The sequence below is a fragment of the Paenarthrobacter sp. CM16 genome, from assembly GCF_013179505.1.
In the GTDB taxonomy this organism is placed as follows: domain Bacteria; phylum Actinomycetota; class Actinomycetes; order Actinomycetales; family Micrococcaceae; genus Arthrobacter.
In genome coordinates, this window is the sequence record NZ_JABMCX010000018.1 from 14,221 (window position 1) to 27,715 (window position 13,495).

General features: G+C 62.9%; 17 protein-coding genes and 1 pseudogene. 10 read left to right on the forward strand and 8 right to left on the reverse strand.

Annotated features, from left to right (window positions below):
* Positions 1-453, forward strand: a complete 453-nt coding sequence (gene rplI / locus HP499_RS02755) for a 50S ribosomal protein L9 (RefSeq protein WP_024818808.1) — start codon at positions 1-3, stop codon at positions 451-453.
* A 97-nt stretch (positions 454-550) separates the two neighbouring features.
* Here the strand turns inward: rplI and HP499_RS02760 are convergent, their stop codons facing one another.
* On the reverse strand, positions 551-973 hold the full coding sequence (locus HP499_RS02760; RefSeq protein WP_172322420.1) for a DUF1801 domain-containing protein: 423 nt from the start codon (positions 971-973) through the stop codon (positions 551-553).
* 71 nt (positions 974-1,044) lie between these two features.
* Here HP499_RS02760 and HP499_RS02765 point away from each other — a divergent pair, with 71 nt between their 5' ends.
* The gene (locus tag HP499_RS02765; protein ID WP_172322421.1) at positions 1,045-1,896 is read left to right on the forward strand and encodes a PhzF family phenazine biosynthesis protein; all 852 of its coding nucleotides are present in this window, start codon (positions 1,045-1,047) and stop codon (positions 1,894-1,896) included.
* 13 nt (positions 1,897-1,909) lie between these two features.
* Here HP499_RS02765 and HP499_RS02770 read toward each other — a convergent pair whose 3' ends face one another.
* Together HP499_RS02770 and HP499_RS02775 are read right to left on the reverse strand one after the other, a co-directional pair.
* Positions 1,910-3,439, reverse strand: coding sequence for a DUF6297 family protein (locus tag HP499_RS02770; protein ID WP_172322422.1), 1,530 nt, complete (start codon positions 3,437-3,439; stop codon positions 1,910-1,912).
* A gap of 1 nt (position 3,440) precedes the next feature.
* Positions 3,441-4,118, reverse strand: coding sequence for an ABC transporter ATP-binding protein (locus tag HP499_RS02775; protein WP_172322423.1), 678 nt, complete (start codon positions 4,116-4,118; stop codon positions 3,441-3,443).
* Positions 4,119-4,254: 136 nt separating this feature from the next.
* Here HP499_RS02775 and HP499_RS02780 point away from each other — a divergent pair, with 136 nt between their 5' ends.
* Positions 4,255-4,614: an iron chaperone gene (locus HP499_RS02780; protein WP_172322424.1), complete on the forward strand. Its 360-nt coding sequence runs from the start codon at positions 4,255-4,257 to the stop codon at positions 4,612-4,614.
* 9 nt (positions 4,615-4,623) lie between these two features.
* On the opposite strand, the gene HP499_RS02785 is transcribed toward HP499_RS02780, so the two are convergent.
* Positions 4,624-4,833, reverse strand: coding sequence for a hypothetical protein (locus HP499_RS02785; protein WP_216659679.1), 210 nt, complete (start codon positions 4,831-4,833; stop codon positions 4,624-4,626).
* A gap of 191 nt (positions 4,834-5,024) precedes the next feature.
* On the opposite strand from HP499_RS02785, the gene HP499_RS02790 reads away from it, so the two are divergent.
* Entirely contained in the window at positions 5,025-5,924 is a 900-nt protein-coding gene (locus tag HP499_RS02790) for a diacylglycerol kinase family protein (protein ID WP_172322433.1), read from the forward strand.
* A gap of 3 nt (positions 5,925-5,927) precedes the next feature.
* Here HP499_RS02790 and HP499_RS24995 read toward each other — a convergent pair whose 3' ends face one another.
* Both HP499_RS24995 and HP499_RS02800 read right to left on the reverse strand, forming a co-directional pair.
* Positions 5,928-6,827, reverse strand: a complete 900-nt coding sequence (locus HP499_RS24995) for a hypothetical protein (RefSeq protein WP_253951353.1) — start codon at positions 6,825-6,827, stop codon at positions 5,928-5,930.
* A gap of 98 nt (positions 6,828-6,925) precedes the next feature.
* A complete protein-coding gene (locus HP499_RS02800) occupies positions 6,926-7,276 on the reverse strand; it encodes a hypothetical protein (RefSeq protein ID WP_309138329.1) in 351 nt (116 codons plus the stop codon).
* Positions 7,277-7,448: 172 nt separating this feature from the next.
* On the opposite strand from HP499_RS02800, the gene HP499_RS02805 reads away from it, so the two are divergent.
* Positions 7,449-7,742, forward strand: coding sequence for a DUF4287 domain-containing protein (locus tag HP499_RS02805; RefSeq protein ID WP_172322426.1), 294 nt, complete (start codon positions 7,449-7,451; stop codon positions 7,740-7,742).
* 86 nt (positions 7,743-7,828) lie between these two features.
* Positions 7,829-8,278 carry an SRPBCC family protein gene (locus HP499_RS02810; RefSeq protein WP_172322427.1) on the forward strand — a complete coding sequence of 150 codons (450 nt, stop codon included), beginning with the start codon at positions 7,829-7,831 and terminating at the stop codon, positions 8,276-8,278.
* A 9-nt stretch (positions 8,279-8,287) separates the two neighbouring features.
* On the opposite strand, the gene HP499_RS02815 is transcribed toward HP499_RS02810, so the two are convergent.
* Together HP499_RS02815 and HP499_RS02820 are read right to left on the reverse strand one after the other, a co-directional pair.
* Positions 8,288-9,256 carry a hydroxymethylglutaryl-CoA lyase gene (locus tag HP499_RS02815; protein WP_172322428.1) on the reverse strand — a complete coding sequence of 323 codons (969 nt, stop codon included), beginning with the start codon at positions 9,254-9,256 and terminating at the stop codon, positions 8,288-8,290.
* Positions 9,253-10,503, reverse strand: coding sequence for a CaiB/BaiF CoA-transferase family protein (locus HP499_RS02820; protein ID WP_172322429.1), 1,251 nt, complete (start codon positions 10,501-10,503; stop codon positions 9,253-9,255). The genes HP499_RS02815 and HP499_RS02820 overlap by 4 nt, the downstream gene beginning before the upstream one ends.
* A gap of 100 nt (positions 10,504-10,603) precedes the next feature.
* Between HP499_RS02820 and HP499_RS02825 the strand changes: the two genes are divergently transcribed.
* From HP499_RS02825 to HP499_RS02840, 4 genes and pseudogenes are all read left to right on the forward strand, one after another.
* Positions 10,604-11,116: a GNAT family N-acetyltransferase gene (locus HP499_RS02825; RefSeq protein ID WP_172322430.1), complete on the forward strand. Its 513-nt coding sequence runs from the start codon at positions 10,604-10,606 to the stop codon at positions 11,114-11,116.
* A 62-nt stretch (positions 11,117-11,178) separates the two neighbouring features.
* Entirely contained in the window at positions 11,179-12,255 is a 1,077-nt protein-coding gene (locus tag HP499_RS02830; RefSeq protein WP_172322431.1) for an alpha/beta hydrolase, read from the forward strand.
* A 60-nt stretch (positions 12,256-12,315) separates the two neighbouring features.
* Complete coding sequence (locus HP499_RS02835) at positions 12,316-13,269, forward strand: alpha/beta hydrolase (protein ID WP_172322432.1); 954 nt, start codon at positions 12,316-12,318, stop codon at positions 13,267-13,269.
* Between the two features lie 91 nt (positions 13,270-13,360).
* Positions 13,361-13,495 (forward strand): annotated as a pseudogene (locus HP499_RS02840) (NADPH-dependent FMN reductase); the annotation flags it as partial.

Genomic DNA, 13,495 nt, shown 5'->3' on the forward strand with positions numbered 1-13,495 from the left:
ATGGCAAAGCTCATTCTGACCCACGAAGTAACCGGTCTCGGTGCTGCTGGCGACGTTGTGGAGGTCAAGGACGGTTACGCACGTAACTTCCTGCTGCCCCGCGGCTTCGCTCTGACCTGGTCCAAGGGTGGCGAGAAGCAGGTTGAGTCCATCAAGGCTGCCCGCGCCGCTCGTGCGCACGCTTCTGTTGAAGCTGCACAGGCACAGGCCCAGGCTCTGTCCTCCAAGAAGGTCAAGCTCGAGGTGAAGGCCGGCGAGTCCGGTCGTCTCTTCGGCACCGTCAAGCCTGCTGATGTCGCTGCTGCTGTCGAGGCCGCTGGCCTCGGCGCCATCGACAAGCGCAACGTTGAACTGCCGAACCACATCAAGTCTGTCGGTTCGTACACGGCCAACGTTCGCCTGCACGAGGACGTTTCCGCTGTCATCGACCTCGAGGTCGTAGCAAGCAAGTAACCCCGCGCAGCGCAAGTAGTCTCTGACTGCAACTGAAGACCCCCGCTACCGGATTCCGGTGGTGGGGGTCTTTTGTTTGCCCAAATCGACGGGTGATTTAAGGGGTGTGGAGCTCGTCCATGACGTGCCGGTATCCCGTGCGGATCATCTGCGCGAGGACGTCCTTGTCCACATCGTCCAGTTTGTTGACATAGAGGCAGGCGGCCCCGGTCTTGTGTTTGCCGAGGTCGGGAAGCAGCCTGTCGGCGTCGGGGCCGTAGGTCAGCCCGTACAGTGCCAGGTTGGCCTTCCGTGGTGAGAACCCGACGGCGGCCGAGTCACCCTCGCGGCCGGTCTCGTATTTGTAGTGATAGCTGCCGAAGCCCACAATGGTGGGTCCCCACATGACGGGTTCCTGACCGGTGATGTCCCGCATCATCTCCAGCAGCTCGAAGGCGTCCGCGCGCCGTGTCGGGTGTTCCACCGCGGCCAGGAATTCTTCCACGGACACCGCCGTGGGTTGGGTCTTGTTCTCTGCCATAGGGGTAGTTTCGCAGACGGGGGACAGATCAGTCAGCACTACCCGGCAAAGCCCGATGGTAGCCTTCACGGGTGACTTCAGAAGCCCTGCGCAGCCGCCCGTTCCACCAAGTGGACGTCTTCTCCGATCAGCCGTATCGGGGCAACCCGCTTGCCGTGGTGGTGGACGCCGAGGGTCTCAGCAGCGAGAAAATGCAGCACTTCGCCAACTGGACAAACCTCTCCGAGACCACATTCCTGCTCCCTCCCACCCACCCGCTGGCGGACTACAAGGTGCGGATCTTCACGGGCAGTGAAGAGTTCCCGTTCGCCGGGCACCCCACCCTCGGCTCGGCGCACACGTGGTTGCAGGCCGGGGGAGTGCCCAAGACTGACGGTGTCCTTGTCCAGGAGTGCGGCGCCGGTTTGGTGAGGCTGAAGCACGACGCCGGGCGGCTGGCTTTCGCTGCGCCGCCGCTGACGCGCTTTGGTCCGGTTGAAGACGATATCAAGGCCCGGCTCGCGGCAGCCCTGCGTCTTCCGCAAGATGAGTTGCTGGATATTTCGTGGCTGGTGAATGGACCCACCTGGATCGGCGTGCTCCTCAGCTCGGCGGAGCAGGTGCTGGCCATCGATCCGGACCTCGTCGCCATGGGTGAGTTCAAGGTTGGGGTTATCGGTCCGCACCAGCCAGGTTCCCCCGTGGACTTTGAAGTCCGTACGTTCATTCCGGGAGATGCCATGGTGGAAGATCCTGTGACCGGTAGCTTCAATGCCGGTGCGGCCCAGTGGCTGATCGGCTCCGGCAGGGCACCCCAGGAATACGTGGCGGCCCAAGGCACCGTGCTCGGGAGGGCCGGGAGGGTGCACATCAAAGCCGAGGACGGGGAGATCTGGGTGGGTGGAGTGTCGGCCACGTGCATCGAGGGAACGGTACGGCTCTGAATCCTTAACGTCGTCAGGTCCGCTTGGGCCGTGACAGCACAACCACCAGGAAGATCCCTGCACTGAACACGGCTTGAACCAGCAGCACGGACCACGGGACGTAGCCCAGGTAAAGGGCCACCAGGAGTGGAATCGTGGCCAGGATGGTCACGTCCAGCCCGCGGAGCAGGGAGCCCAGTTGGGCGCGGGGAACAGGGCCGAACGGAGTCTCAACCGGCGGAGCTGTCCAGTCAGGCGGAGTCCTGGTGGCGGCGCGGAGAGTCCCAGCACCCATGCCCACACCTGCAAGGGCGCCCACCGCCATCAGCAAGGGATCTGCAGCACCGAGAAGAACCAGCAGCCCGCTGAGCGCGGTCATCCATAGTGCCATTGCCAGGCAGGGCATCAGCGTGCGACTGGTCCTGACAAGGGCCGGATGCAGTGGCAGCAGGGCGTCGAGCTCTGGAACCAGGGCGGTTTTGCGGGCCACGGTTCCCATGCCGGACGCTGCGGCGCATCCGGCGATCACGATGACCGCCAGCTGGGCGAATTCGGGCAGTCCGCCTTCTACGAGCAGTATCGCCATGCAGGCTGCAAGCCAGAGGATGGATGGGGCCAGCGGGGGATTCAGCCGGAGGAAGGCAACGGCATCGGCACGGATCAGCGCCCGCAGGGGGCCGCGCGTTGGCCGGGCGTAAAAGCGGGCCGCCCGGCCGCCGTCGACCCTTTGACGGCCGCTGCCCAGAGCACGCAGTACCTCGTTGGCGTCCATCATGAACAGTGAAGCGCCGGCGTGCCCGGCAACAGCACCACCGCGAACCAACTCTTCACCCCGCACTCGCCCGGCGCGGCGAGCCACCAACGCCAGGAGTCCGACGGCGGCAGCGGCCACCAGCGCCGGCGGCCAAAGAGACCAGGACAGCGCGGGAAGGACTGCGCAGGCGAGGAGGGCGGCCGTCGTCGTGATTTTGGCTGTGCGCCGGCTCCACCAGCCGAGCTGCTGCATGGCCGATAGGAGCACGGCAACCGTGCCTGCGCCGGCGAAGGTAAGTGAAGCGAGAATATGATCAACCGCGGTGCGGTCAACGGCGGTCACCAAGCTGAAGGGCAGGTAGATGATGGCCGAACCACCCGCCGTGAGAGCCACTTTACGGAAGAACGGGGGCAGGACCATGGGTCGGCGGTCCACCGGCAGCGACAACCACCAGGTACTCTCTGCGCCGCTAACCGTCATGGGTCCAAGCTTGCGCGCCAGATTGCTGATGACCAGGAGGACTGCAAATGTCACTGACGTCCACAGGACGGGTTCCGGAAGGAGGAGCCATTGCTCCCCGATGATGCTGCCGGTTGATGCCCGCCCGGCAATCTCGGTGCGCAGCGCCAGGACGAACGAGGCTGCCATGGTCAACGAGACGCCGATCCCAAGGCCCCAGCTGTAGGCGTCAACAAAACGGTCACCCCACGAGGTCCGGCTGCGCTTGTAACGCCGGGCGGAGCGGCGGGTGAAGCGGACAACGTCAGCGGCCAATTCACTGCTTTGTGCCAACGATTCACGATTGAGCATGTCAGGAGCCGGCAATGATCGAGGCCCCCTGCTCCGGGTCGAATTCCCGGACTTCCTCGTCGATGACCAAACACGTGGAGGCTGTGGCGAGCAGCAGCTGGGGATCATGGGTTACCAGGACCACCGCGCCACCATCTTTGGCGTGGGCGGCGATGCGATCACTGAGGGCCACCCGCATCCGGGGGTCCAGCCGTTGCTCAGGCTCATCGAGGATCAGGAGCGACGACGGGCGGATCAGTCCCGCTGCGAGCAGCAGCCTGCGCCGCTGACCGGAAGACAACGCATCCGGGATGGCATGCGACCTGCCCACCAGCCCGAAGAATTCCAACTCCTCCTCCACCCGCGTTTCCGGGTCATCCAGCGAGTGCCCCCGGGCAACCAGCAGCAAATGCTCCCGGACTGTGAGGGACGGGAAGAAGAGGTCGTCATCGAAAACGGCAGAGACCTGCCGTCGGAAGGGGACGGCATCCGGATCGATAAGCAAGCCGTGGACCTTCACGTCTCCGGACAGGGAAGCCTGACGCCCCGCAAGAGTCCGGGCCACCGTGGACTTTCCTGCGCCATTGACTCCGACGATTCCCAAGACGTCCCCTGCGGCCACCGAAGCGTTGACTTCGCCGCAAACCGGAGCCCCCGCATAACCAACCAACAGGCCTTCGGCCTCCAAAACTGTCCCCATGGTGCAACCCTACCGGCGGGACTGGCGGGTCGTTGTTGGAGCGCTTAGCGTGGCTCCTATGTCAGTACCCGAGGGCGGTTTACCGACGGTGCTGAGTCCGAGGTGCTGAGTATCCACGGTGAGGAAGAGAGTGGCGATGGTTGAGAAACACCCCACGGTGGACGCGTACATCGCGGCCCAACCTGCGGAAACCCAGCGGATCCTCCAGGAGATTCGCCGGCACATTCACGCGGCAGTTCCCGGCGCCGGCGAGATGATCAGCTATGACATTCCCACTGTCACCATCGAGGGACACTACGTGGTGTACTTCGCTGCCTGGGCACACCACATTTCGGTGTATCCGGTGCCGCGTGGAGACGAAACGCTGAATATCGATCTGGAGCCGTATCTCGCCGGGAAGGGGACGTTGAAGTTTCCCTTGAACAAGCCGATCCCTTATGAGTTGATTGCCAGGGTTGCCGCCCGGCTGGCAGCGGAAAGGACGCAAAAGCGCTGATTCGTGCCGTTACAGCAGTGTCCGGGCGTCCAGGTCTTCCATCGCCCAAGTGAGGATCTTCAGGTCGAACGGATCGCGTTCCTGAATGCCGAAAATGTAGGCGTCGAAATCCCAAAGCCTCGCGTTCCCACCGTTGGCCCAATACCAGGCCCAAAGGTCGTCGAGGGTGATCTCATGCTCCCTGACCAGCGTGCGCGCCGTCTGGCGTGAGTCTTCCATGGGTTTTCCCCGCTGCTGATACAGCAACACACCGCATCAGGCTGATTGTTTGGGCCTCCGCTTCTGGAAACCCTTTTTCATGGTTTCACGTTCCGGACTCATCCGGAACCCCATTGCATTGCGAATAGTATGGAACTTCCGAGGAAAACTACCGCCTGAAAAGGGACCTCGCAATGAATCAGGAGCACACTGTGGATTCTGCCCGGACCTTTGAGTCGATCGTCATCATTTTCAACCCGAACAGCACGGGGGATGCACCCGAACTGGCTCAGCAGTTGCATGACCGGCTGAAGGAACTCCTTAAGTACCAGCCCGAGATCACCCTCCAGCCCACTGAACATGCCGGTCACGCCGTCGATCTTGCACGGGAAGCAGCCTCCACGGGCGGTGACGTCCTGGTGGTGTCCGTCAGCGGCGACGGCGGTTACAACGAGGTGGTCAACGGTGTGATGCAGGCCGGGAATCCTCGAGCCGTCTGCGCAGTCAGGGCTGCCGGCAACGCCAACGACCATAGCCGGATCATGGCCACCAAGCCCTTGGAAGAGGCCATTGCGGAGGGACATGTCCATCACATCGACCTTCTCCGGATTCACACGGGCCAAACGGAGAATGAGCCCCTTGAATACGCACACTCATATATCGGGTTCGGCCTCACCCCGGTGGTGGCCACCGAACTCGAAAAGGGCAGCAAGGGTGCCTTGAAGGAAATGGTCACCGTGATCCAGACCTTCTCCAAGTTCGAGCCCTTTGGCATCCGCATGGCCGACGGCAAACGCCGGAAGTTCGACAGCCTCGTTTTCGCCAATATCAATGAGATGGCCAAGTACGCCACGTTGAGCGAAGCTGACGACCACCCCTCGGATGGGAAATTCGAGGTGATCGTCTTCCCGCACATGCCCAAATGGCGCACTCTCCTGACTGCGCTGAAGGCCACCACGCAGGGCCTGGGCGATCAGCCGAGTGTGAGCAGTTACGAATTCACCACGCTCAAGCCGCTGCCGTATCAAATGGACGGCGAAGTGAAGTCCGTAGAGGCCAACGTCAAGGTGAAAGTGGAGTGCGCTCCACGCGCCCTTGCCACCCTCGGCTAGCCGCTAGCCTGCAGGGGCGCAGGATGCCGTGACGAAGTCGTAGATCCGGCCCCGCAGGTCATCCGGCGCCGGAATCTTCAGCACACCCTTCCGGTTGCCCACTGCGACCCGCAGCGGCAAGAGCGTCCCCACTTTGTCCTCGGCAACAGCGTGCGGATCGCAACGGGCAGGGCGGATGGTCAGCGGGAGTTCCTGCTTGGCGGCGCCCAGGGTGACATTCCGGGGCCAGGGAGCCGTGGGGGTTTGGGCCAGCAACGTGGTCTCATCGATGGATTCAATGGTGAGTTGTTCCGTGCCGGATCCCGGTCCGGCCGGGGTCATGACAAGGCGTACGACGGCGGTGCGGCCGTCCGCGGCGACCTCAAGTCCCGAATCCAAGACTATGGTCACGACGGCGGCTGCTGCCGTTGCGAGGCACAGCTCGCCGGCGTTTCTGCTCAGCACGCCGAACGGGTCTGAAGCGCTGGTGTTCTGCTCCACAGGCGCCTTGCCCGGTACTGAGTAGGTGATGCCGGCGGTAAGTTCCGTTGAGGCTTCTTGTGTTCCGCAGGCGGCCGCGGGCAAGGTTACGGGAAGGCTTTTAGGCTGACGCGGCGGCAATTCAAGGCTGCCCTCTGATGGTTCCCAGGAGATGTCACTCTGGAACAGCACGGAGTGCAACCGGGCTCCGGTGACGGTCACCGGTGACTCCGTGGTGTTGGTGAGCTGCAGCAGGATGGCCTGTTTGCCGTATTGGTCCCGGGATTGGTTCACCTCGACGGTGATGGTGCCAGGGCTTGTGCTGGTCGCCTCGGAACCAGAACCGACGGAACCGGGGCCGCCGTAGTCGCAGGCGGCCAAAAGCGGGATGGCCACAGCGAAGGCCATACCCGCCACAAACAAACGCCACCCACGGCACATCATGCGATCAGTGTAGGGGCGCGTGCGAGCAACCCGATACCTGCGCAGATACCCGGCGCCACGTCATAAATTCGCTTCCTTGGATTCAGTCATTCGCGCCATTAATACTTGGAGAGTACGGGGGAGTAGCGGAGGTAGATCCGGAAATCCTTGCCGCCGGCGTTGGCGATCCCGGTGCAGGTCTTTCGCAGGGTCCATAAATTCACGGGTTCGCAACGTTCCGAAGCCAGGTCCATTTCCACTGCCAGGGAGCCGGCGGTCTGCGGTGGTTTGACGTCTACAACCATTTCGCGCCAACAGCCTCCCGACCCACATTCCTCGGAAATCGCGCCTACTGTGCTGGGTGCGGGAATTGCGGGGAATCCTGCATCGGACGGGACGCCGCCTTCATCTATTGCGGTCCACAGAATTGAGCAAAGCCACGCAACCAGGACAACCCCGCTAATCAGCACGGAGATGCATCCTTTGCGCGGGCGCGCTTGAACGTGGAGCGATTCAGCCATGTATTTCCCCCGGATTGAAGATCTCAGCCTACCTTGGCCGTGGCCATGCATTCCGGCCGATAGGATGACCGCACGCAGTTAACAATTCCTCCCGGTGAACCAACTCTGAAGGGCCACGCTGATGTCATTCCAGGCTTACCTCGATGCCGTTGAAGACAAGACCGGGCTCACGCCGCGGCAATTGGTTGAGATCGCCGAATCCAAGGGGTTCAATGATCCTTCCGTGAAGGCCGGGACCATCCTTGAATGGCTCAAAGCTGACTACGATCTTGGCCGTGGCCATGGAATGGCCTTGGTTCACGTCATCAAAAAGGGGCCACAGATCGACAGCAAGCATGTGGGGTCGGACGGGACTCACCGGGACGAGTCGGACATGCTCTGGTTGGACGGCAAAGCCACCAAGCCGCATTCCTGACAAAGCAGCAGCCTATGGCAAGTGAACAATAAGCATGCTTAGCTTAATGTCATCGCCGCGGCCGCATCTGCTCAGAAAGGATCCACATGTCCACCGTGACGCAGTTGTTCACGTCTCCCGCCGTCGAGGTCTGGAAGGTCATTGAGGACGGCTGGCTCTATTCCGGCTGGGTGGTGGGTGCCTCAAGGATCCGTGCCGTGGACGATCACTGGCCGCAGGTAGGCTCCAAGCTGCACCATTCAGTGGGGTCATGGCCCTTCCTGCTCGATGACAGCAGCAGGGTGACCGGCATGGATCCGGGCAAGTCATTGGAAATTGTGGCCAGGGGCTGGCCTCTGGGCGAAGCCAAAGTGCTGATCACCCTGGAAGACCTCGGTGGTAACCAGTGCAGGGTCTCCATTGAAGAGGACGCCGTGCGAGGGCCTGGAAAAGTGATACCCAAGGCACTGCGGGACCCGGTGATAGCTGTGCGGAACCGAGAGACCCTGAGGCGGCTGGCACTGATGGCTGCCGGTGGAGCGGGCAGGAAAGGCTAGGAAGCAGCGCTAGGGCGCAGGCTGCACAGCGGCAGGAATGACCCAGTCGAATGCCTCTGCCTTGGAACGTGCACCCTGGGCCGCCTTGGAGCGGTTGGGCTCACCCAATTCGGCCAGCAGCTTTTCGGAAAGAACCACGAGCCCGCCGAACACCTCCCGCGTCAGCCACTCCGGGCGGGTGGCGAAGAGAATGTCCTCGCTGGCGGTGTTGCCGCTGGCGCCGGGCGCGAACGGGCAACCGCCCAAACCACCAAGAGCGCCGTCAACCATGGCCGCACCGGCCTGGATGGCAGCCAAGGTGTTTGCCACCCCCAGGCCCCAGGTGTCATGGCCGTGATAGACGATCCGTCGAGCGGGAGACTCGTCCCGGACCCGCGCGATCAGGCGGGAAACCTGGGCGGGGAAGGCCTGGCCCAAGGTGTCGCAGATGACGATGTCCGTGGTGCCTTCAGCGCGGGGGTCATTGGCGATGGAGAGAACGCGTTCCTCCGGGACATATCCCTCGAACGGGCAGGTGAACGAGGTGGCAATACACAACTGGATCCGACCGTTCACGGCGCGCGTGTACTCAACAGCCTCAGGCAGAGCGGCCAAGCTCTGGTCCGTGGTCCGCCCGATATTCGCTTTATTGTGCGAATCCGAGGCCGATAAACAGTACTGGAAATTACGGGCACCCGCCGCTGAAGCCTTGGCTACGTGACCGGGGGTGGCTACCCAGATCCAACACCTTTCCAATTCCTCCGGGGTGAGTGCTTGCACCACTTCAAGCGTATTGGCCATGGTGGGGACCAAGTCTGCGCGGGCCATGGAACCGAGCTCGATGGCCGGCACGCCCAGCCGCAGCAATTCGCGGACCATCTCGATCTTCTGCTCGGTGGGCAGGAGTTTGCCCGTGAGCTGGAGTCCGTCGCGCAGCGTGACGTCACGCAGGATGACGTTGCCCGGCGTTGAGGCGAGGGGGCTTTCATAGTGGTTCATGCTCGGGTGGCTTCCTCGCGGCCGGTAGCCGCATTGATCTGAGCGGTGTCCATGTTCAGGAGCCCGCCAAGGATTTCCCGGGTGTTCTCGCCCAGGTCCGGGCCCAGGTTCCGAATGGGCAGGGACTGGTCCCCGATCACCGGAACAATGCCGGGGAAACCGACGCCGGGGAGGATCTCCTCCCCTGTGGAAACATCGAACTTCTGGATCATGTTCCGGGCTGCGTACTGGCTGTCCGTGCTGATGTCAGCAGCGGTGTAGATAGGCCCGGCCGGAACCTCGGCGGCCTCGAGAACCGCGAGGGCCTCGGTGCTTGTAAGCGTCGCCGCCCACTGGCCAATGGCCTGGTCCAGTTCCTCACGCTTTGCCCAGCGCCCGGCGTTCGATTGCAGGGAAGGGTCCTCCGCCAGGTCCGGGCGCCCAATGGTTTGCATGTACCGCTGGTATATCGAGTCGCTATTGCCGGCCACCACAATGCTGGAACCGTCCTTGCACAGGTACGCGTTGGACGGAGCGATTCCTTCCATGCGGCCACCCACGCGCTGCCGGTCCACGCCGTAGGCCTGATAGTCCGGGATCAGCGATTCCATCATGGAGAACATGGCCTCGTTCAACGCGACGTCGATGATGCGCTCAGTGAGGGGGACAGCGCCAGCCGAGTCCCGGCGTCGTGCTTCACGCTGGTACAGGCTCATCATGGAGCCGAAGGCGGCGTAGAGGCCTGCGATCGAGTCTCCGATGGAGACGCCCACCCGAACCGGTGCGCGGTCAGGATCGCCCACCAGGTTGCGGAACCCGCCGTAGGCTTCGGCGACGGCGGCAAAACCGGGCCGCTCGGACAACGGCCCCGTCTGCCCGAAAGCGGAGATTCGGGTGACGATCAGGTCCGGATTCGCTTCGTTGAGGACTTCCGGGCCCAGGCCCCACTTCTCCAGAGTGCCGGGGCGGAAGTTCTCCAAGAGGATGTCGCACTTGGCAACGAGCTCCAGCACTGCCTGCTTGCCGGCGTCGGTGCGTAGATCCAGGACCACGGACTTCTTGTTGCGGTTAAGGGTGCGGTAGAGCATGGAGGTGTTGCCCTTGTGCAGGCGCCAGTTGCGCAGCTCATCGCCCGTTCCGGGCCGCTCCACCTTGATGACCTCGGCTCCGAAGTCAGCCAGCAGGCGTCCTGCCGTGGGAGCCGCTATGTAGTTGCCGAGTTCCAGGACCCGGACACCGTCCAAGGGGGCGATTGCTGGGTGTGTCATGGTCTGCTTTCGTACGTGCCGGACAGGCGATCAGTGGCCAGATCCCACTCTATGAGTTGGCACTCATTCTGCAAGCGCTTCTGCTGACTAGACTGAGCCGATGTCTTTCACCATCCGGCCCGCCCTGCCCGCTGACGTGGCGAACATACTGGCTGTGGAGCTGGATGCGGGTGGTATTTCCACCACCGGCTCGAAGCGGTTCGCCGCTAATATGACCGCCGCAATCATGGACCCCGTGCGTCTGGTCCTGGTGGCAGAAACTCAAGCGAACGTGGCGGCGGATGGAGGTTCCGGCGTCGTGGGCTGGGCGAAAACGCACTACTGGGACCATGGCGACGGTCCGGCACCAGCGGGGCACTATTTGGGTGGAGTCACCGTTCGGCCCGGTTTCCGGCGTCAGGGAGTGGCGGTGGAGCTGACCCGGGACCGGCTCCAGTGGGTGTGGGAGCGGGCGGAGAGTGCCTGGTACGTGGTCAACGCGCGCAATGAAGCGTCGTTGGCTTTGCACGCGCGGTGGGGCTTCAGGGAGGTTGCGCGGCGCCCCGGTTTTCATACGGTGAGGTTCGACGGCGGCGAAGGCGTCCTGCTGCAGGCGGCGCGACCGTTGTCCTGATGCTCGCGGACGCCCTTGCGCCATACCATGGTCCAGAGATACGCCGACCGGGGGAGTGTGCAATGGGGCCGTTGGAATCGATCCAAGCCAGTACGAGGCGGGATGAATCAGCGCAGGCGGGTTCTCCCTCGAAGAGCCGGCGAAGGCGGTCCACCCGGCACCGGAAACTCGAGTTGGCGATATTGGTGGTGCTGATCATTGCCGTGGCGCTGTCCGCTACTCCGTGGCCTTCCGCCATGTTGATCCGGACTGTCTTTGAGCGCGGTGCGCAGGCAACCATCGATGAAATGACGCCATACGTTCCCGATGCACCGCTGCAAACCCAAGCCGGCGTGGTGTACAAGCCCGGTTCCACCTTTGACGTCTTCAGCCCCGAGGGAACCACCACGCCACTTCCCACGGTGGTGTGGATTCACGGAGGAGCCTGGATTTCCGGAGCGCAGCGGGATGTGAATCCGTACCTCCAAATCATCGCTGCCGAGGGTTACACCACCATTGGCATGAGCTACCCGATCGCCCCCGAGGCCACGTATCCCACTGCCGTGCGTGACATCAATGAAGCCCTCGCCTACATCAAGGCACACGCCGCCGAACTCAACGTGGATACCAGCCGCATTGTGCTGGCCGGTGACTCTGCAGGCGCCCAACTGGCCAGCCAGATGACCACGCTCACTGTAAACCCCGCCTACGCCAACCTGATGGGGATCGAGCCGGCCCTCCAAAAATCGGAGTTGTCGGCCACCATCCTGCATTGCGGCGTCTACGACCTCCGGGCCATGGCTGATCTCAGCGGCATCGTAGCCTGGGGCTTCAAGACCTCCCTCTGGGCTTACACGGGCACCAAGGATTGGTCTGCCACTTACGCCGGGGCCACCATGTCCACCATCGATTTCGTCACTGACGACTTTCCGCCGACCTTCATCAGCGGCGGCAACGGTGACGGGCTCACCTGGCTCCAGTCCGTGCCCTACAGCAACCGCCTCAAGGACGCCGGCGTCCCGGTGACTGAGCTGTTCTGGCCCGCGAACCACCAGCCTGAACTTCCGCACGAATACCAATTCCACCTGAACTTTGACGAGGCACGCGAGGCGCGGGACAAGACGTTTGCCTTCCTGTCCACGCACGCTCCTCGTAGTTGACGGGCCGGAACCGTACCCACTCGGTCGAAACTATCTCCATGATGGAACTATTATTGGAGGATGACTTCCTCTCCTGACGTCCTTCCGGCAACTCGCAGGCCCGTTCTCTATTGGGCCTCGGGGGTGTGTGCTGCGGCGTTGGTCCTGGTTCCGCTGTGGATGCTGATCGGGAATCCAGCCGTTCTGCGTGGTCACCCGCTGCTGCCCGCCGTGTTGGTGAGTGCCGCCGTCGTCGGACTTCTTTGGGGTGTCCTGCTGTGGCGGCGCCGCCGCGTTCCCTTGAAGCGTTCTGTCCCCAGGGCGGTAGGGGCGTGGGCTGTTCGCCTGGTTGTTCTGGCGCTTGTGGCAATGCTGGCTTGGCTGAACCCTTTCGCCTATCAACCGGCAGGGGCTGCCACAGCGGCCGGCGTTTCTGTTGCTGAAGAGCCGACGGCGATTGTCCTGACGCCCGACGGCGGGCCGGCCGGCAAGGGGTTGGTCTTCTACCCGGGGGCGCGGGTTGAGGCCCGGGCCTATGTGGATATCCTCAAGCCGGCTGCGGAAGCCGGTGCCCTGGTGGTCATCCTCAAGACACCCCTCAACCTCAGTTTGCTGGACGGGAACCAAGCGCGTAGTGCCATGGCAGCGCATCCGGAGATCTCAACGTGGGCGGTTGGGGGCCATTCGCTGGGTGGAGTCAGTGCAAGTTCGTTCGCGCTGGGTAACCAGGACGTTGACGGCCTGCTCCTGTACGCCTCCTATCCGCTGGATTCCATGCGTGACCGGGCAGGGCTGAAGGTTCTATCCATCTCCGGTTCCGAGGACGGCCTCAGCACGCCCGAAAAGATCAACGCCTCCCGCGAACTCCTGCCTCTGGATGCCACGTTCGTGGAGGTTCAGGGCGGCAATCACGCATTCTTCGGGAGCTATGGGGCCCAGCCCGGTGATGGAGAACCTTCCGTGGGCCGTGAGGTTGCCCAAGAGCAGATTTCCGCGGCTACGGTGGCGTTTCTGGCTCAATTTGGGATGAGTTAGACCCCTCCGGGAATACTTCCGGGCGGGGCCCTGTTCATTGATTTAGATGCAAACGCATGTAAACTGGAGGAACAAGCAACAGGAGAATGCCATGGAAACCCGCCGCATCACCGTTCTTTCCGCCGGACTCGGTGTCCCGTCGTCGAGCCGCCTGCTGGCCGACCAGCTGGCCGCATCCGCCGAGCGGCAGCTGCGGGCGGCAGGCTACGACGCAACGATCGAGATC

Bases quoted from the DNA above. Each gene is read 5' to 3' on its own strand.
- HP499_RS02815 (WP_172322428.1), bottom strand. From the start codon at position 9,256: ATGAACCACTATGAAAGCCCCCTCGCCTCAACGCCGGGCAACGTCATC.
- HP499_RS02825 (WP_172322430.1), top strand. From the start codon at position 10,604: ATGTCTTTCACCATCCGGCCCGCCCTGCCCGCTGACGTGGCGAACATA.
- HP499_RS02760 (WP_172322420.1), bottom strand. From the start codon at position 973: ATGGCAGAGAACAAGACCCAACCCACGGCGGTGTCCGTGGAAGAATTC.
- HP499_RS02770 (WP_172322422.1), bottom strand. From the start codon at position 3,439: ATGCTCAATCGTGAATCGTTGGCACAAAGCAGTGAATTGGCCGCTGAC.
- HP499_RS24995 (WP_253951353.1), bottom strand. From the start codon at position 6,827: ATGATGTGCCGTGGGTGGCGTTTGTTTGTGGCGGGTATGGCCTTCGCT.
- HP499_RS02835 (WP_172322432.1), top strand. From the start codon at position 12,316: ATGACTTCCTCTCCTGACGTCCTTCCGGCAACTCGCAGGCCCGTTCTC.
- HP499_RS02780 (WP_172322424.1), top strand. From the start codon at position 4,255: ATGGTTGAGAAACACCCCACGGTGGACGCGTACATCGCGGCCCAACCT.
- HP499_RS02805 (WP_172322426.1), top strand. From the start codon at position 7,449: ATGTCATTCCAGGCTTACCTCGATGCCGTTGAAGACAAGACCGGGCTC.
- HP499_RS02830 (WP_172322431.1), top strand. From the start codon at position 11,179: ATGGGGCCGTTGGAATCGATCCAAGCCAGTACGAGGCGGGATGAATCA.
- HP499_RS02775 (WP_172322423.1), bottom strand. From the start codon at position 4,118: ATGGGGACAGTTTTGGAGGCCGAAGGCCTGTTGGTTGGTTATGCGGGG.
- HP499_RS02820 (WP_172322429.1), bottom strand. From the start codon at position 10,503: ATGACACACCCAGCAATCGCCCCCTTGGACGGTGTCCGGGTCCTGGAA.
- HP499_RS02810 (WP_172322427.1), top strand. From the start codon at position 7,829: ATGTCCACCGTGACGCAGTTGTTCACGTCTCCCGCCGTCGAGGTCTGG.
- HP499_RS02785 (WP_216659679.1), bottom strand. From the start codon at position 4,833: ATGGAAGACTCACGCCAGACGGCGCGCACGCTGGTCAGGGAGCATGAG.
- rplI (WP_024818808.1), top strand. From the start codon at position 1: ATGGCAAAGCTCATTCTGACCCACGAAGTAACCGGTCTCGGTGCTGCT.